This is a genomic window from Pseudomonas sp. FW300-N2A2, assembly GCF_017351735.1.
GTDB classification, from domain to species: Bacteria; Pseudomonadota; Gammaproteobacteria; order Pseudomonadales; family Pseudomonadaceae; genus Aquipseudomonas; species Aquipseudomonas migulae.
Genome location: NZ_JACNDU010000007.1, coordinates 102091 through 119690 on the forward strand (window position 1 = coordinate 102091; position 17600 = coordinate 119690).

13 protein-coding genes are annotated in these 17600 nt (G+C 57.8%); 1 reads left to right on the forward strand and 12 read right to left on the reverse strand.

The genetic code is table 11. The features are described 5' to 3' along the window. Positions 1–139 precede the first annotated feature (139 nt). The 9 genes from sucD to sdhC all read right to left on the reverse strand — a co-directional run bounded on the left by sucD (position 140) and on the right by sdhC (position 11514). Positions 140–1021, reverse strand: coding sequence for a succinate--CoA ligase subunit alpha (gene sucD / locus J4E42_RS12420; protein WP_008032672.1), 882 nt, complete (start codon positions 1019–1021; stop codon positions 140–142). Then, positions 1021–2187: an ADP-forming succinate--CoA ligase subunit beta gene (gene sucC / locus J4E42_RS12425; protein ID WP_007898980.1), complete on the reverse strand. Its 1167-nt coding sequence runs from the start codon at positions 2185–2187 to the stop codon at positions 1021–1023. Before sucC ends, sucD begins: the two co-directional genes overlap by 1 nt. Before the next feature lie 196 nt (positions 2188–2383). Then, positions 2384–3820, reverse strand: a complete 1437-nt coding sequence (gene lpdA, locus J4E42_RS12430) for a dihydrolipoyl dehydrogenase (protein ID WP_008032670.1) — start codon at positions 3818–3820, stop codon at positions 2384–2386. Between the two features lie 108 nt (positions 3821–3928). Then, complete coding sequence (odhB, locus tag J4E42_RS12435; protein WP_207285353.1) at positions 3929–5149, reverse strand: 2-oxoglutarate dehydrogenase complex dihydrolipoyllysine-residue succinyltransferase; 1221 nt, start codon at positions 5147–5149, stop codon at positions 3929–3931. Positions 5150–5191: 42 nt separating this feature from the next. Further along, on the reverse strand, positions 5192–8023 hold the full coding sequence (locus J4E42_RS12440) for a 2-oxoglutarate dehydrogenase E1 component (protein WP_008032666.1): 2832 nt from the start codon (positions 8021–8023) through the stop codon (positions 5192–5194). 259 nt (positions 8024–8282) lie between these two features. Then, positions 8283–8987, reverse strand: coding sequence for a succinate dehydrogenase iron-sulfur subunit (locus J4E42_RS12445; RefSeq protein ID WP_008032664.1), 705 nt, complete (start codon positions 8985–8987; stop codon positions 8283–8285). Positions 8988–8998: 11 nt separating this feature from the next. Continuing rightward, positions 8999–10774: a succinate dehydrogenase flavoprotein subunit gene (sdhA, locus tag J4E42_RS12450; RefSeq protein WP_008032662.1), complete on the reverse strand. Its 1776-nt coding sequence runs from the start codon at positions 10772–10774 to the stop codon at positions 8999–9001. Between the two features lie 3 nt (positions 10775–10777). Further along, positions 10778–11146, reverse strand: coding sequence for a succinate dehydrogenase, hydrophobic membrane anchor protein (gene sdhD, locus J4E42_RS12455; protein WP_008032661.1), 369 nt, complete (start codon positions 11144–11146; stop codon positions 10778–10780). Next, positions 11140–11514 carry a succinate dehydrogenase, cytochrome b556 subunit gene (sdhC, locus tag J4E42_RS12460; RefSeq protein ID WP_017127965.1) on the reverse strand — a complete coding sequence of 125 codons (375 nt, stop codon included), beginning with the start codon at positions 11512–11514 and terminating at the stop codon, positions 11140–11142. The genes sdhD and sdhC overlap by 7 nt, the downstream gene beginning before the upstream one ends. Positions 11515–11878: 364 nt before the next feature. Here sdhC and gltA point away from each other — a divergent pair, with 364 nt between their 5' ends. Further along, entirely contained in the window at positions 11879–13168 is a 1290-nt protein-coding gene (gltA, locus tag J4E42_RS12465; RefSeq protein WP_008032658.1) for a citrate synthase, read from the forward strand. Positions 13169–14323: 1155 nt separating this feature from the next. On the opposite strand, the gene J4E42_RS12470 is transcribed toward gltA, so the two are convergent. From J4E42_RS12470 to J4E42_RS12480, 3 genes are all read right to left on the reverse strand, one after another. Continuing rightward, on the reverse strand, positions 14324–15982 hold the full coding sequence (locus J4E42_RS12470) for a cation acetate symporter (protein ID WP_008026758.1): 1659 nt from the start codon (positions 15980–15982) through the stop codon (positions 14324–14326). Continuing rightward, positions 15979–16290 carry a DUF485 domain-containing protein gene (locus J4E42_RS12475; protein WP_008026759.1) on the reverse strand — a complete coding sequence of 104 codons (312 nt, stop codon included), beginning with the start codon at positions 16288–16290 and terminating at the stop codon, positions 15979–15981. The genes J4E42_RS12470 and J4E42_RS12475 overlap by 4 nt, the downstream gene beginning before the upstream one ends. Before the next feature lie 248 nt (positions 16291–16538). Beyond that, positions 16539–17390, reverse strand: a complete 852-nt coding sequence (locus J4E42_RS12480) for a glycine betaine ABC transporter substrate-binding protein (protein WP_008039894.1) — start codon at positions 17388–17390, stop codon at positions 16539–16541. Positions 17391–17600: the final 210 nt, after the last annotated feature.

Consider the following 17600-nt stretch of genomic DNA (forward strand, 5'->3'; position numbering starts at 1 on the left):
ACGAAAAACCTGTAGGCGCGAGCGGGCGGCGCTCCGACTTGCCCGCGAAGGGGTCGGCACCAACGATACAAACCCCGGAAACGACAAAGGCCACCCGAAGGTGGCCTTTGTTTGGTGAAGCGTCAGTTAAGCGCGAGGCTTACTTGACAGCCCAACCAGTCAGCTCGGCCAGGGCCTTGCCGATGTCTGCCAGCGAACGCACGGTTTTAACGCCTGCGTCTTGCAGTGCAGCGAATTTCTCGTCTGCAGTGCCTTTGCCGCCAGAGATGATTGCGCCAGCATGGCCCATGCGCTTGCCCGGAGGAGCAGTCACACCAGCGATGTAGGAAACAACCGGCTTGGTCACGTGTGCCTTGATGTAGGCAGCCGCTTCTTCTTCAGCCGAACCGCCGATCTCGCCGATCATCACGATCGCTTCGGTCTTCGGGTCTTCCTGGAACAGCTTCAGGATGTCGATGAAGTTCGAACCCGGGATCGGGTCACCGCCGATGCCGACGCAAGTCGACTGACCGAAACCGGCGTCAGTAGTTTGCTTCACAGCTTCGTAGGTCAGGGTGCCGGAACGGGAAACGATACCGACCTTGCCTGGCAAGTGAATGTGACCTGGCATGATGCCGATCTTGCATTCGCCTGGGGTGATCACGCCTGGGCAGTTAGGGCCGATCAGGGTGATACCCAGCTCGTCGCACTTAACTTTAGCGTCCAGCATGTCCAGGGTAGGAATGCCTTCGGTGATGCAAACGATCAGCTTGATGCCGCCGAATGCTGCTTCCAGGATGGAGTCCTTGCAGAAAGGAGCTGGAACGTAGATCACGCTGGCGGTGGCGCCAGTGGCAGCTACAGCGTCTTTCACGGTGTTGAACACTGGCAGACCCAGGTGCTCGGTGCCGCCTTTACCAGGAGTTACACCACCAACCATCTTGGTGCCGTACTCGATGGCTTGCTGGGTGTGGAAACTACCTTGCGAACCGGTAATACCCTGGCAGATAACTTTGGTGTCTTTATTGATCAGGACGCTCATTATTTGCCCTCCGCAGCTTTAACGACTTGTTGAGCAGCGTCGGTCAGGCTGGTAGCAGCGATGATGTTCAAACCGCTTTCTGCCAGTACTTTAGCGCCCAGCTCAGCGTTGTTGCCTTCAAGGCGAACAACAACCGGGATTTTCACGCCGACTTCTTTCACAGCGCCGATGATGCCTTCGGCAATCATGTCGCAACGAACGATGCCGCCGAAGATGTTGACCAGTACTGCAGCGACGTTAGTGTCGGACAGGATGATCTTGAACGCTTCGGTAACGCGTTCTTTGGTAGCACCGCCGCCCACGTCGAGGAAGTTGGCTGGTTTGCCGCCATGCAGGTTGACGATGTCCATGGTACCCATGGCCAGGCCAGCACCGTTGACCATGCAACCGATGTTGCCTTCCAGCGCTACGTAGTTCAGTTCGAACTTGGCAGCGTGCGCTTCGCGCGGATCGTCTTGCGACGGATCGTGGAAAGTCTTCAGCTTAGGCTGACGGTACATGGCGTTGGCGTCGATGTTGATCTTGGCGTCGAGGCAATGCAGATCGCCGTCAGCCTTGATCACCAGCGGGTTCACTTCCAGCAGAGCCAGGTCGTGATCCTTGAACAGCTTGGCCAGACCTACGAAGATCTTGGCGAACTGAGCAACCTGCTTGCCTTCCAGACCCAGCTGGAATGCCAGCTCGCGACCCTGGAATGGCTGAGCGCCAACCAGTGGATCGATAGTGGCTTTCAGAATTTTTTCTGGAGTGTCGTGAGCGATTTTCTCGATGTCCACGCCACCTTCGGTGGAAGCCATGAACACGATGCGACGGCTCGAACGGTCAACGACAGCGCCCAGGTACAGCTCTTTAGCGATATCAGTGCACGATTCAACCAGGATCTTGGTGACTGGCTGACCATTGGCGTCAGTCTGGTAAGTCACCAGACGCTTGCCCAGCCACTGCTGTGCGAAGGCTTTGGCGTCTTCTTTGCTGCGAACCAGCTTAACGCCGCCCGCTTTACCGCGACCACCAGCGTGGACCTGGGCTTTGACAACCCACTCGGTGCCGCCGATTTTGTCGCAAGCTTCTGCTGCTGCTTCCGGGGTGTCTACCGCATAACCGGTGGAAACTGGCAGGCCGTATTCAGCGAACAGCTGCTTACCCTGATACTCGTGAAGATTCATGCTTATTACCGTCTTCGTTAGGTACTGCGCATTCGGTGCTGCACTTGTTCAAGTGCCGCACCACCTGTGACTGCTGCTTGCGTAGCCTTTCCGGATACCCGGTGCAGCCACGCAAGACTGCGTCCAGCGGATATTCCGCGGTGAGTCTTGCATGCAAGGCTCACGACGGGCCATACCGCCGTGGTTTCTTATTGTCTTAACGCTTCTTGCGGTTGGCGATGTGGATGGCGCCGCCATTCACAGCCAGAGCTGCTTCGTGCAAGGCTTCAGACAGGGTCGGATGGGAGAAAACCATCATGCCCAGGTCTTCAGCGCTGGTGCCGAATTCCATGCCGATCGCGCCCTGCTGAACCAGTTCTGCAGCGCTCGGGCCAATCACGTGGACGCCCAATACGCGGTCAGTCTTGGCATCGGCAATGACTTTCACGAAACCGCCGGTGTCGTTGGCTGCCATGGCACGGCCACTGGCTGCGAACGGGAAGGTGCCAACGTTAACTTCAACGCCTTCAGCCTTCAAGGTCTGCTCGGTTTTGCCGACCCATGCGATTTCCGGGTGAGTATAAATAACCGAAGGGATCAGGTCATAGTTGATTTGCGCTTTGTGGCCCTTGATGCGCTCAACAACCATGATGCCTTCTTCGGACGCCTTGTGCGCCAGCATCATGCCGCGAACCACGTCACCGATCGCGTAAACGCCCGGTACGCTGGTGGCGCACTGGTCGTCAACGAATACGAAACCGCGCTCGTCGATGGTCACACCGCTGTCGGCAGCCAACAGTTCGGTGGTCACTGGACGGCGACCAACGGCAACGATCAGCTTGTCAAAGGTGATGCTCTGTTCGCCGTTGGCGTCGGTGTAGTTCACAACGACTTCGTCGCCGTTCACTTTGGAACCGGTGACGCGAGCGCCCAGCTTGATGTCCAGACCTTGTTTGGTCAGGGTTTTGTAGGCTTCTTTGGAAACGGCGTCGTCAGCAGCCGGCAGGAACTTCTCCAGCGCTTCCAGAACAACCACTTCAGCGCCCAGGCGCGACCATACCGAACCCAGTTCCAGACCGATTACGCCAGCGCCGATAACGCCCAGACGCTTAGGTACGGATTGGAATTCCAGTGCGCCGGTCGAATCGACGATCACTTTCTGGTCAACCGGAGCCGGTGGAATGTCGATCGGGCGCGAACCCGAAGCCAGAATCACGTTCTCGGCTTCGATGATTTCAACGCTGCCGTCTGGCTTGGTCAGTTCGACTTTCTTGCCGGCCAGCAGTTTGCCGTGGCCTTGCAGGGAAGTGACGCCGTTCGCCTTGAACAGGGTGGCAACGCCAGAGGTCAGGCCTTTGACGATGTTGGCTTTACGGCCAACCATTGCCGACACATCCATGGTCACGCCAGCGTGATTGATACCGTGGATCGCGAAGCCTTCTTTGGCTTCCTTGTATTTCCAGGAGCTGTCCAGCAGCGCCTTGGATGGAATGCAACCGACGTTCAGGCAAGTACCGCCGAGGGCCAGTTTGCCTTCCTTGTCGGTGTATTTCTCGATGCAGGCAGTGGTGAGGCCCAGTTGCGCTGCTTTAATGGCAGCCACGTAACCGCCAGGGCCCGCGCCAATCACTACCACGTCGAATTTCTGAGTCATGTGTCATTCCTTCTCGAATCAAACCGGACGGCCCCTTATGGGGACCGTCGTGGGACGAAGCTGGTCATTACAGACGGGCCGCCATCCTGCACGGCCCATGCAACGAAATCAGATATCCAGCAGCAAACGAGCCGGGTCTTCCAGCAGGTTCTTGATGGTAACCAGGAAGGTCACAGCTTCTTTGCCATCGATCAGACGGTGATCGTAGGACAGAGCCAGGTACATCATCGGACGGATTACGACCTGACCGTTGATCGCCATAGGACGCTGCAGAATGTTGTGCATGCCCAGGATGGCCGCTTGCGGCGGGTTGACGATCGGAGTCGACATCATCGAACCGAAGGTACCACCGTTGGTGATGGTGAACGTGCCGCCGGTCATTTCGTCCATCGACAGCTTGCCGTCGCGAGCCTTCTTGCCGAAGGTGGCGATGCCGCCTTCGATTTCAGCCAGGCTCATCAGTTCAGCGTTACGCAGAACCGGTACAACCAGGCCGCGGTCGCTGGAAACAGCAACGCCGACGTCAGCGTAGCCGTGGTAAACGATGTCGCCACCGTCGATCGATGCGTTGACAGCCGGGAAGCGTTTCAGCGCTTCGGTGGCAGCCTTGACGAAGAACGACATGAAGCCCAGGCGTACGCCGTTGTGGGACTTCTCGAACAGGTCCTTGTACTTCGAACGCAGGGCCATGACTTCGGTCATGTCGACTTCGTTGAAGGTGGTCAGCATCGCCATGTTCGACTGAGCTTCTACCAGGCGCTTGGCCACGGTAGCGCGAACGCGGGTCATCGGTACGCGCTTCTCGATGCGGTCGCCAGCGGCGAACACAGGAGCAGCGCCAGCAGGGGCAGCAGCCTTGGCAGGCGCGGCAGCCGGAGCGGCTTTCTTGACAGCAACGGCTGCAACCACGTCTTCCTTGGTCACACGACCGCCTTTGCCGGTGCCGGCAACGGAAGCGATGTTGATGCCGTTTTCTTCAGCCAGCTTGCGAGCAGCCGGTGCAGCAACAGGATCGTCTTCGCCTTCGGCGGCTGGAGCAGCAGCCTGTGCAGCGGCCGGAGCAGCGGCAGCGGCTGGAGCGGCAGCAGCGCCGCCAGCTTCGATGGAGCCCAGGACTTCGTCGGACAGAACGGTGTCGCCTTCGTTCTTGACGATAGCGCCCAGCACGCCGTCAGCAGTGGCCAACACTTCCAGCACAACCTTGTCGGTTTCGATATCGACGATCAGGTCGTCACGCTTTACAGCGTCGCCCGGTTGCTTGTGCCAGGTGGCAACGGTGCCATCGGCAACCGATTCCGGGAAAGTGGGGGCTTTGATTTCGATAGCCATTATCTGTGAGTCCTTAAATTCGGTTTCAGGTGCGCGAAGGCGTTAAACAGTAAAGGCGTCTTGCAGCAGTTTTTCCTGCTGCTCAGCGTGCATCGATGCGTAACCGCATGCAGGTGCAGCAGAAGCCTCACGGCCCGCGTACTCAAGTACGAGAGACTTGTTGAGATTGCTGATGCTACGACGCATGTGGTGTTGGCTGCAGTACCACGCACCCTGGTTCATCGGCTCTTCCTGGCACCACACGGCATTTTTGACGTTGGTGTAAGGAGCCAGGACTTCTTTCAAGTCGTCCTCAGGGAATGGGTACAGTTGCTCGATACGCACGATGGCGATGTCATCACGACCTTCGGCACGGCGTTTTTCCAGCAGGTCGTAGTAGACCTTGCCGCTACACAGAACAACGCGCTCGACCTTTTTCGGGTCCAGTGCATCGATTTCCGGGATAACGGTCTGGAACGAACCTTCGGCCAGATCTTCCAGAGTCGAGATGGCCAGCTTGTGACGCAGCAGCGACTTCGGAGTCAGAACGATCAATGGCTTGCGCAGCGGGCGAATCACCTGACGACGCAGCAAGTGGTAGATCTGAGCCGGCGTAGTCGGTACGGCTACCTGAATGTTGTGCTCGGCGCACAGTTGCAGGTAACGCTCCAGACGAGCCGACGAGTGCTCCGGACCCTGACCTTCATAACCGTGCGGCAGCAGCATGGTCAGACCGCAGAGACGGCCCCACTTGTGCTCGCCACTGGTGATGAACTGGTCGATAACCACCTGGGCACCGTTGGCGAAGTCGCCGAACTGGGCTTCCCAGATCACCAGCGCTTCAGGCGTGGTGGTCGAATAACCGTACTCGAACGCCAGAACCGCTTCTTCGGACAGGAACGAATCGTACAGGTCGAAACGTGGCTGGCCGTTGTACAGGTTCTGCAACGGGATGTAGGTACCCGCGTCTTTCTGGTTGTGCAAGACAGCGTGACGGTGCGAGAACGTACCGCGACCGATGTCCTGACCCGTCATGCGAATCGGGTGACCTTCGAACGCCAGGGTCGCGTACGCCATGGTTTCGGCGTAACCCCAGTTGATCGGCAGGCCGCCGGCTTGCATCTTCTGACGGTCTTCGTAGATTTTCGAAACCTGGCGCTGAACCACGAAGCCTTCTGGAATTTCCAGCAGCTTGGCGGACAGTTCCTGCAAGGTCTTCAGATCGAAACGCGTGTCGTGACGTGCAGTCCAGGCGTGGCCCAGGTACGGACGCCAGTCCACGAACAACTCTTTGTTCGGCTCTTTGACCAGGCTTTTTACAACATGCAGACCGTTGTCCAGCGCGTTGCGGTATTCGTCGACTTTCGACTGAACACGCTCAACGTCCAGCACACCGCTCTGAGTCAGGCGATCGGCATACAGTTCACGGGTGGTGCGCTGTTTGGTGATCTGCTGGTACATCAGAGGCTGGGTGCCGCTAGGCTCGTCGGCCTCGTTGTGGCCGCGACGACGGTAGCAGACCAGGTCGATCACCACGTCACGCTTGAATTGCATGCGGTAGTCGATGGCCAGCTGGGTCACGAACAACACGGCTTCCGGATCATCACCATTCACATGGAGGATCGGCGCCTGGATCATCTTCGCAACGTCGGTCGCGTACTCGGTGGAACGCGAGTCCAGCGGGTTGCTGATGGTGAAACCGACCTGGTTGTTGATCACGATGTGCACGGTGCCGCCGGTCTTGAAACCGCGGGTCTGCGACATCTGGAAGGTTTCCATCACCACGCCCTGACCGGCGAATGCCGCGTCACCGTGGATGGAGATCGGCAGAACCTTCTCACCGGTAGGGTCGTTACGACGATCCTGACGGGCGCGAACCGAACCCTCGACCACTGGAGATACGATTTCCAGGTGGGACGGGTTGAACGCCATGGCCAGGTGAACTTCACCGCCGGCGGTCATCACGTTGGACGAGAAGCCCTGGTGGTATTTAACGTCACCGGAACCCAGCTCGACCTTCTTCTTGCCTTCGAACTCGTCGAACAGCTCGCGCGGGTTCTTGCCGAAGGTGTTGACCAGCACGTTCAGACGACCACGGTGGGCCATGCCGATCACGATTTCCTTGGTGCCGTAGGAACCGGAACGCTGGATCAACTCGTCGAGCATCGGAATCAGGCTTTCGCCGCCTTCCAGACCGAAACGCTTGGTGCCCGGGTATTTGGTGCCCAGGTATTTTTCCAGGCCTTCACCGGCAGTGACGCGCTCGAGCAGGTGGCTCTTGATGTCGGCGGAGTACGTCGGACGACCACGCACGCTTTCCAGACGCTGCTGGAACCACTGGCGCTGCTCGGAATCGGTGATATGCGTGAATTCAGCGCCGATGGTGCGGCAATATGTCTGCTGCAACGCTTCGTGAATTTCGCGTAGGCTCGCCTCCTCTTTGCCGATGAACAGGTCGCCGGCACGGAAGGTCGTATCAAGATCGGCATTGGTCAAGCCGTAATGATTGATTGACAGGTCTGCAGGTGCAGGACGCTGCCACAGTCCCAGCGGGTCAAGCTGAGCTGCCTGGTGGCCACGCATACGGTAGGCCTGGATCAATCGCAGCACTTCAACTTGCTTCTTCTCGTGCTCACTGCTCACGCTGCCGGCGGAAACCGGTTGGGCGCGGCGCTGGTTCTTTGCCAGCAAGACGAAATGATCGCGAATTGTGGAGTGCGAAACATCGGTGGCAGAGTTGCCTTCGGTCGGCAACTTCTGAAAGTAGGTGCGCCACTCTTCTGGCACAGCGTTAGGGTCGTGCAGGTAGAGCTCATAAAGCTCTTCCACATAGGCAGCGTTACCTCCGGAAAGGTAGGCGCTGTTCCACATGCGCTGCATCACGCTTTCTTGCATGCTTGGTCACCCTCGGTTAGGGGAACACCATCGGCGTCGACACCGAGCAAACTTGCAGAAGTCCGAATGCAGCGACCAAAACAAGCCACTTAGGATCACGCTGATAGTCCGGGTACCAGCCCGGATGCCCCTGCTTGTCTCATTTCTTCAAAATAAGAGCGGCAGCTTTGTGAGCTGCTGCTCAGGTTAAAACTACGGCGCCGGTTGAAGCCTGCGCCGTAGCATCTACGGGTACAGCGGTCCTACGGGTACTGCTGAATCACACGCCGCTTTGCAGCAACATGTGACGTACGTGACCGATGGCCTTAGTCGGGTTCAGGCCTTTCGGACAAACGTTTACACAGTTCATGATCCCGCGGCAGCGGAATACGCTGAACGGGTCATCCAGCGCAGCCAGACGCTCGGATGTCTTGGTGTCGCGGCTGTCTGCCAGGAAGCGATACGCTTGCAGCAGAGCAGCTGGACCCAGGAACTTGTCCGGGTTCCACCAGAAGGACGGGCAAGAGGTCGAGCAGCAAGCGCACAGGATGCACTCGTACAGACCGTCGAGCTTTTCACGCTCTTCAGGGGACTGCAGACGCTCGATGGCCGGAGCCGGCGTGTCGTTCTGCAGGTATGGCTTAACCTTTTCGTATTGCTTGTAGAAGATGCTCATATCGACGACCAGGTCACGGATAACCGGCAAACCTGGCAGCGGACGAACGATCAGCTTGTTACCTTTTACGACAGAAGACAGCGGCGTGACGCATGCCAGAGCGTTTTTGCCGTTGATGTTCATGCCGTCGGAACCGCAAACGCCTTCACGGCAAGAGCGACGATAGGAGAAACCTTCGTCCTGCTCTTTGATCAGGGCCAGCACGTCCAGGACCATCAGGTCTTTACCACCGGTATCGACCTGGAATTCCTGCATGAACGGCGCGGCGTCCTGATCAGGGTTGTAGCGATAAACACTGACTTGCAACATGGCGGCCACCCTTAATAAGTCCGAATCTTAGGTTCAAAAGTCGGAACAGTCTTCGGCGAGAAGTTCACAGCACGCTTGGTCACGCGCTTGTCACCCGGGAAGTACAGGGTGTGGCACAGCCAGTTTTCGTCGTCGCGATCTTCGTAGTCTTCACGGGCGTGAGCGCCGCGGGACTCTTTGCGGATCTCTGCAGCGATGGCGGTGGCTTCGGCCACTTCCAGCAGGTTCTGCAGTTCCAGGGCTTCGATTCGAGCAGTGTTGAACGCCTGGCTCTTGTCGTTGATCTTGACGTTGGCGATACGGCCACGCAGATCAGCCAGCTGAGCAATACCCTTCTGCATGTATTCGCCGGTACGGAATACACCGAAGTAGTTCTGCATGCAGCTTTGCAGTTCTTTACGCAGGGTAGCGACGTCTTCGCCTTCGGTACGCGAGTTCAGGCCATCGAGACGTGCCAGGGCAGCGTCGATGTCGGACTGGCGTGGACGGGCGTAATCAACGCCTTCTTTCAGGGTCTGCTCCAGGAACAGGCCGGCCGCACGGCCGAATACCACCAGGTCGAGCAGCGAGTTGCCGCCCAGACGGTTGGCACCGTGAACCGATACGCACGCCACTTCGCCTACTGCGAACAGACCAGGAATGATCTGGTCAACGCCGTCAGCGTCCTGAGTGATTGCCTGGCCATGAATGTTGGTGGCAACGCCGCCCATCATATAGTGGCAGGTTGGAACGACCGGAATCGGCGCCACGGCTGGATCGACGTGGGCGAAGGTCTTGGACAGTTCCATGATGCCTGGCAGACGGCTGTGCAGAACTTCTTCACCGAGGTGATCGAGTTTCAGCATTACGTGGTCGCCATCCGGACCGCAACCGTTGCCGGCGATGATTTCTTTAACCATCGAACGAGCAACAACGTCACGACCAGCAAGGTCTTTGGCGTTCGGAGCATAACGCTCCATGAAACGCTCGCCGTGCTTGTTGATCAGGTAACCGCCTTCACCGCGGCAACCTTCTGTAACCAGTACACCGGCGCCGGCGATGCCGGTCGGGTGGAACTGCCACATTTCAATGTCTTGTACCGGCACGCCAGCACGCAGAGCCATGCCGACGCCGTCACCGGTGTTGATCAGGGCATTGGTGGTGGACGAGTAGATACGACCTGCACCGCCAGTCGCCAATACGGTCGCGTTAGCGCGAACGTAGGAGGTTTCACCGGTTTCGATGCAGATGACGATCATGCCGACAAAGGCGCCGTCTTCGTTCTTGACCAGGTCGACGCCGTAGTATTCGTTGAGGAATACGGTGCCGGCCTTCAGGTTGGCCTGGTACAGGGTGTGCAGCAGTGCGTGACCGGTACGGTCGGCAGCAGCGCACGTACGTGCAGCCTGGCCACCTTTACCGAAGTCTTTCGACTGACCGCCGAACGGACGCTGGTAGATGCGGCCTTGTTCGGTGCGGGAGAACGGCAAGCCCATGTGCTCGAGTTCGAAGACCGCTTCCGGGCCTACGGAACACATGTATTCGATAGCGTCCTGGTCACCGATGTAGTCGGAACCCTTGACGGTATCGTACATGTGCCAGCGCCAGTCATCGTTCGGATCAGCAGACGCGATGGCGCAGGTGATGCCACCCTGGGCGGATACGGTGTGCGAACGAGTCGGGAAAACCTTGGTGACAACGGCAGTCTTGTGACCGCCCTGTGCCAGCTGCAGAGCAGCGCGCATGCCAGCACCGCCGCCGCCAATGATGATGGCGTCGAACGAAAGCGTATTAACTGTAGTAGACATGAATCAGATACCCCAAAGAATCTGCACACCCCAGACGAAGTAAGCGAACATCGCAACGCCGCATACTGCCTGGAAGAGGAAACGTACAGTGGTCGCGGACTTGCCGAACGCCATTGGCGTCAGGTAGTCGGTCGCGATGGTCCACATGCCGACCCAGGCGTGAGCGCCGAGGGCAACGAGGGCCAGGAGACTGAAGATACGCATCCAGTTATTGGCGAACAGTTCATGCCATTGGGCGTAGCCGATGCCTGGATTGGCAACGACGTATCCGATCAGGAAGATGAAGTAAGCCGCGAGAACGACCGCAGACACACGTTGCGCCATCCAGTCATAGAGGCCCGAACGCGACAGGTTCGTGACGTTAGTTACCATATCCAAACTCCTGCCAGAACGATTACCACCACGGAAACGGCGATAACGATTTTCGAGCCCAGCTTGCCGCCTTCCAGCGTCTCACCGATGCCCATGTCCATGATCAAATGGCGCACACCGGCTACCAAGTGATACAGCAGAGCGGACAGGATGCCCCAAATCACTAGCTTGGCTAGCGGACTGGTCAGACACGCTTTCACCTGACCGAAGCCTTCCTCGGAGCTCAGCGACTTGTCCAATGCGTAAAGCATGATGGCCAGGCTGACAAAGAGGATGACACCGGAGATACGGTGAAGAATGGACGTGTAAGCAGTGACTGGGAGTTTGATGGTCCTTAGGTCTAGGTTTACAGGTCGTTGGCTTTTCACGGCTTTTTTTTCACACTGAAGAGCCCCTAACAATCAGGGCAAAGTTGTTGGGGAGTGCACTGGTCAGGTAACCACCACCCAGGGATGCGACCCCCAATGAAAGCAAGCCCAAAAGCCCTTGGCGGTCGGTGGCCGAGTATAGACAGTTAGGCTACTAATGACAACGCGTTCACCTTCCCCTAATAGCGCATTGCACAAGTTGGATAAAAGGCGTAAATGGCAGTCAATTTCGAGGAAAAAGTCCGGTTAAAGCCTTCTGGAGCAAGACTTTAGGCAAATTGACATTCGAATTTATCTCACTATAGTGGTGCGGGCCCTGCGTGGGGGGTCTGTCTGATGATTTCAAGCATAAATAGGAGGCCACATGGCTGACAAAAAAGCGCAGTTGATCATCGAGGGCGCAGCCCCCGTCGAGCTGCCCATTTTAACCGGCACCGTTGGTCCCGATGTTATCGATGTTCGGGGCCTGACGGCCACGGGCCGTTTCACCTTTGACCCTGGTTTCATGTCGACCGCTTCCTGCGAGTCGAAGATCACCTATATCGACGGCGACAACGGCATTCTGCTGCACCGCGGCTACCCGATCGAACAGCTGGCTGAAAAGTCGGACTACCTGGAAACCTGCTATCTGCTGCTCAACGGCGAACTGCCGACCGCAGAACAGAAGGCCCAGTTCGTCAGCACCGTGAAGAACCACACCATGGTTCACGAGCAGTTGAAGACCTTCTTCAACGGCTTCCGTCGCGACGCCCACCCGATGGCCGTCATGTGCGGCGTAGTTGGCGCCCTCTCGGCCTTCTACCACGACTCCCTGGACATCAATAACCCGCAGCATCGCGAAATTTCCGCGATCCGCCTGGTTGCCAAGATGCCGACCCTGGCAGCGATGGTTTACAAGTACTCCATGGGCCAACCCATGATGTACCCGCGCAACGACCTGACGTACGCGGAAAACTTCCTGCACATGATGTTCAACACCCCGTGCGAGATCAAACCGATCAGCCCGGTACTCGCCAAGGCCATGGACCGGATTTTCATCCTCCATGCCGACCACGAGCAGAACGCATCGACCTCCACCGTACGCCTGGCCGGCTCTTCGGGTGCCAACCCGTTCGCCTGTATCGCCGCCGGCATCGCTGCACTGTGGGGCCCTGCCCACGGCGGCGCGAACGAGGCTGTCCTGACCATGCTTGACGAGATTGGCGATGTGTCGAACATCGACAAGTTCATCGCCAAGGCCAAGGACAAGAACGATCCGTTCAAGTTGATGGGCTTCGGTCACCGGGTTTACAAAAACCGCGACCCACGCGCCACCGTGATGAAGAAGACCTGCGACGAAGTGCTGAAGGAACTGGGCATCCAGAACGATCCGCAACTCGAACTGGCCATGCGCCTGGAAGAGATCGCCCTGACCGACCCGTACTTCATCGAGCGCTCGCTGTACCCGAACGTCGACTTCTACTCGGGGATCATCCTCAAGGCGATCGGCATTCCAACCAGCATGTTCACCGTGATCTTCGCTCTGGCGCGGACTGTCGGCTGGATCTCCCACTGGAAAGAAATGCTCTCCAGCCCGTACAAGATTGGCCGTCCGCGCCAGTTGTACACCGGCTACGAGTCGCGTGACATCACCAAGCTGGAAGACCGCAAGTAAGATCTTTCTTGCGATAGCGTGTTGAGTTGTACCGGGAACGGCCTCTATTTATATAGAGGCCGTTTTTGTTTGTGCGCTTTGGGTTGTGTGCGTATCCGTTTCTGCGGTGACGGCAGCTAATGGTTTCGCCCTTACGGCGAGTCACTTTCGAAAAGCGCGAAAGTAACCAAAGCGCTCTTGCCCCTTTCGTTCGGTGCCTCGCTGTGGCTCGGCATCCCCTCGCTCCGGCCCTGCTCCGTGGGCCCGCCGCCATCGGCCATCCATGGCCGGGGGCGGCTAACCCGGCATCCATGCCGGGTTGCCCACTGCGCAGAACCTCCACTCGGCCTCTCGAGGGGGCGTGTACCGCCACAGCCGCCGAGGCGGCCCGAAAGCCGGCCTGGCTCTTTGGATGCCCGCGCCGTCCTTCTTGGCTGCGCTCACTCATTCCGGACCTGTACACCAATTCTCTGTAGGAGCCGGCTTGCTGGCGATAGCGGTGGATCAGTCGACGCATTTATTGACTGGAAGGGCGCCATCGCCAGCAAGCCGGCTCCTACAAGGGATGGGGTTAACACGGTCAAAATTGTAGGAGCTGGCTTGCCAGCGATGGACGTCAACGATGGCGCGGATTGTCTGGATGAGCGCGGTGTGTGGGAGTTTTTCGCGAGCAAGCTCGCTCCTACAGAGAGAACTCACTCCGGTCGTTGATTTTGATTTTGATTTTGCTGTTGCTTTGGCTTTTGACCTTGATCCACCCGCCCCTTCGGGAGGCTGAGTGGAGGCGTTCATCCGGGGATTGGCGCGCAGCGCCGTTCGACGCAGTCGAACTCATCGCATGTAGGTGCCAGCGAAGCCAACCGGAGGGCGATGCCCCCGGATGAATGCCGGAGCGAGGGAACCCCGAGCCTGAGCGAGGGGCCGGACGCTCGGGGCGAGCCTTTTTTGCTTACTTTTTTTGGCGTTTGAAAAAAAGTGAGTCGCCGTAAGGGCGAAACCGTCAGCCGCCGTTACCGCAGAAATGGATATGTACATCTGTAAGAAAATGGTCGGCTGTAAGGCCGTCTTCGCGGGCAAGCCTCGCTCCTACAAAAAGCAATGCAGCAAAAGAAATGCCCCGATCTCTCGACCGGGGCATTTCTGTTCAACACAAATTACACAGACAAACTCAAAGCCTTAGTGCGAAACCGCCCCACTCGCCCCCAACCCAGTCTGCGAACGAACAAACTGCGGGAAGAACAGCGCCCGCTCATTATCCGCAGCAGTCGACTTGTCAGTAATCGAGAAGAACCAGATCCCCACAAACGCAATGGCCATGGAGAACAGCGCCGGGTATTCATACGGGAAGACCGCCTTCTCGTGACCCAGGATCTGCACCCAGATGGTTGGCCCCAGCACCATCAAACCAACAGCACTGACCAGACCCAGCCAGCCGCCGATCATCGCACCGCGAGTCGTCAGCTTCTTCCAGTACATCGAAAGCAGCAGCACCGGGAAGTTACAGCTCGCCGCGATGGAGAACGCCAGGCCCACCATGAACGCAATGTTCTGCTTCTCGAACAGAATACCCAGACCGATCGCCAGCACCGCCAGGGCGATGGTGGTGATTTTCGAGACACGAATCTCGTCTTTCTCGTTGGCCTTGCCTTTCTTGATCACGCTGGCATACAGGTCGTGAGACACCGCCGAAGCACCGGCCAGGGTCAGACCGGCAACCACTGCCAGAATGGTCGCGAACGCTACCGCCGAGATGAAGCCCAGGAAGATACTGCCACCGACCGCGTTGGCCAGGTGCACCGCCGCCATGTTGTTGCCGCCCAACAACGCGCCAGCCGCATCTTTGAAGGCCGGGTTGGTGCTGACCAGCAGGATCGCGCCGAAGCCGATGATGAAGGTCAGGATGTAGAAGTAACCAATGAAGCCGGTTGCATACAGCACGCTCTTACGGGCTTCTTTTGCGTCACTCACGGTGAAGAAGCGCATCAGGATGTGTGGCAGGCCAGCAGTACCGAACATCAGGGCCAGACCCAGGGAGAACGCGGAGATCGGGTCTTTCACCAGACCGCCCGGGCTCATGATCGCCTCACCTTTAGGGTGAACCTTGATCGCCTCGGAGAACAGTGCGCTGAAGTCGAAGTTGACGTGCTTCATCACCATCAGCGCCATGAACGAGGCACCGGACAGCAACAGCACAGCCTTGATGATTTGCACCCAAGTGGTCGCCAGCATGCCGCCGAACAGCACGTACATGCACATCAGGATACCAACCAGGATCACCGCAACGTGATAGTCGAGACCGAACAGCAGCTGGATCAGCTTGCCGGCACCAACCATTTGCGCGATCAGGTAGAACGCCACTACCACCAGCGAACCGCAAGCGGACAGCGAACGGATCTGGGTTTGCCCGAGGCGGTAGGACGCCACGTCGGCAAAGGTGTATTTACCCAGGTTACGCAGACGCTCGGCGATCAGGAACAGAATGATCGGCCAACCCACCAGGAAGCCGATCGAGTAGATCAGGCCGTCGTAGCCGGAGGTGAACACCAGCGCGGAAATACCCAGGAAGGACGCCGCGGACATGTAGTCGCCGGCAATCGCCAGACCGTTCTGGAAACCGGTGATCTTGCCGCCCGCCGCATAGTAGTCGGCCGCCGAGTTGTTTTTCTTGGAGGCCCAGTAAGTGATGTACAACGTTGCGCCGACGAACGCCACGAACATCAGGATCGCGGCCATGTTCAGGGGTTGTTTCTGCACGGCACCGGTCAGGGCGTCAGCCGCCCAGGCGCCAGGTGCGAAAGCTGCGATGCTCAATAGAGCCATTAGACGCCGGATCATTGCTGAGCCTCCTTGAGAATCGCATTGTTCAGGTCGTCGAATTCGCCATTGGCGCGTCGAACGTAGATCCCGGTCAGGATGAAGGCCGAGACAATCAGCCCGACACCGATCGGTATGCCCCAGGTAATCGATGACTCAGGGCTGATTTTCGCGCCCAGAATATGCGGCCCGTAAGCGATCAACAGGATGAATCCGGAGTAGAGACCAAGCATGATCGCCGAAAGAATCCAGGCGAACCTTTCTCGCTTACTAACCAGCTCCTTGAAGCGCGGGCTGTTTTGAATCGAGAGGTAAATGCTGTCGTTCATTGTTTTTATCCTCGCAGCACAGATTATTGTTGGAACGGTATCCACTCTATGCGGCTGCGGGGCAGGTTCCAGACGACCTTAGTATTAGAGCGACATGACAGAATCGCCATTTGTAGGAGCCAGCTTGCTGGCGATGGCGATCTTTCTGACGCCATCGCCAGCAAGCTGGCTCCTACAGAAAGCAAAAAGCCCCTTGGCTGTTATGCCAAGGGGCCTTGAGAAGTGCTGACCAGAAACGTCAGCTCAAATCATTTGGTCCAGTCTGCAACGCGCTCCGGGTGCTTGGCGACCCAATCCTTCGCAGCGGCTTCAGGCTTGGCACCGTCCTGAATCGCCAGCATGACTTCGCCGATTTCGTCTTTCGACGCCCACTGGAAGTTTTTCAGGAACTTGGCCACTTCCGGCGCTTTGGTTGCCAGTTCTTTGCTGCCGATGCTGTTCACGGTTTCAGCCGCGCCATAAACGCCTTTCGGGTCTTCCAGGAAGCGCAGTTTCCACTTGGCGAACATCCAGTGCGGCACCCAACCGGTGACGGCAATGGATTCGTTTTTCTTCTCGGCACGGGTCAGCTCGGCAATCATGCCGGCGCCGGAACTGGCCTTGAGTTGGTAACCGGTCAGGTCGTAATCCTTGATTGCCTGCTCGGTCTTGAGCATCACACCTGAACCGGCGTCGATGCCGACAATACGTTTTTTGAAGCTGTCGTCGGTTTTCAGGTCATCAAGGGTTTTAGCTTTCACGTACTCCGGCACGATCAAGCCGATTTTTGCATCCTTGAAGTTCGGGCCGTAGTCGACGACCTGATCCTTGTTCTTGGTCCAGTATTCGCCGTGAGTCACCGGCAGCCAGGCGGACAGCATGGCGTCGAGTTTGCCTGTGGCCACACCCTGCCACATGATCCCGGTGGCGACAGCTTGCAGCTTCACGTCATAACCCAGTTTCTGCTTGATCACTTCGGCCGCCACGTGGGTGGTCGCGACGCTGTCGGACCAGCCGTCAACGTAACCGATGCTCAGGGTTTTGCTCTCGGCATTGGCCATCGTGGAGCCAATCGCAAGTACCAGTGCGGCACCCGCGCCTAAAAGTCGTCGCATCTTCATCGTTACTTCCCCGAAAGTGCTGCGCTCGACGGATGCCGAGTCGCGTCAACGTATTGTTATGGTGCACTGCGCGCCCATCACGCCTCACCGCAAACTCGTACGATCATCAGCGCGTTTTATTAATGAGAACACTGACGCCTCGATAATCAACCTGACGCCAACCTGAACCTGTGCTGTCAGCGACCTCAAGGCATCGAGAAACGACATCAG

Excerpts from the sequence above, each read along its gene's own strand:
- J4E42_RS12445 (WP_008032664.1), bottom strand. The coding sequence starts at position 8,987 with ATGTTGCAAGTCAGTGTTTATCGCTACAACCCTGATCAGGACGCCGCG.
- J4E42_RS12470 (WP_008026758.1), bottom strand. The coding sequence starts at position 15,982 with ATGATCCGGCGTCTAATGGCTCTATTGAGCATCGCAGCTTTCGCACCT.
- J4E42_RS12480 (WP_008039894.1), bottom strand. The coding sequence starts at position 17,390 with ATGAAGATGCGACGACTTTTAGGCGCGGGTGCCGCACTGGTACTTGCG.
- odhB (WP_207285353.1), bottom strand. The coding sequence starts at position 5,149 with ATGGCTATCGAAATCAAAGCCCCCACTTTCCCGGAATCGGTTGCCGAT.
- J4E42_RS12475 (WP_008026759.1), bottom strand. The coding sequence starts at position 16,290 with ATGAACGACAGCATTTACCTCTCGATTCAAAACAGCCCGCGCTTCAAG.
- sdhA (WP_008032662.1), bottom strand. The coding sequence starts at position 10,774 with ATGTCTACTACAGTTAATACGCTTTCGTTCGACGCCATCATCATTGGC.
- gltA (WP_008032658.1), top strand. The coding sequence starts at position 11,879 with ATGGCTGACAAAAAAGCGCAGTTGATCATCGAGGGCGCAGCCCCCGTC.
- sdhD (WP_008032661.1), bottom strand. The coding sequence starts at position 11,146 with ATGGTAACTAACGTCACGAACCTGTCGCGTTCGGGCCTCTATGACTGG.
- J4E42_RS12440 (WP_008032666.1), bottom strand. The coding sequence starts at position 8,023 with ATGCAAGAAAGCGTGATGCAGCGCATGTGGAACAGCGCCTACCTTTCC.
- sucD (WP_008032672.1), bottom strand. The coding sequence starts at position 1,021 with ATGAGCGTCCTGATCAATAAAGACACCAAAGTTATCTGCCAGGGTATT.
- sucC (WP_007898980.1), bottom strand. The coding sequence starts at position 2,187 with ATGAATCTTCACGAGTATCAGGGTAAGCAGCTGTTCGCTGAATACGGC.
- lpdA (WP_008032670.1), bottom strand. The coding sequence starts at position 3,820 with ATGACTCAGAAATTCGACGTGGTAGTGATTGGCGCGGGCCCTGGCGGT.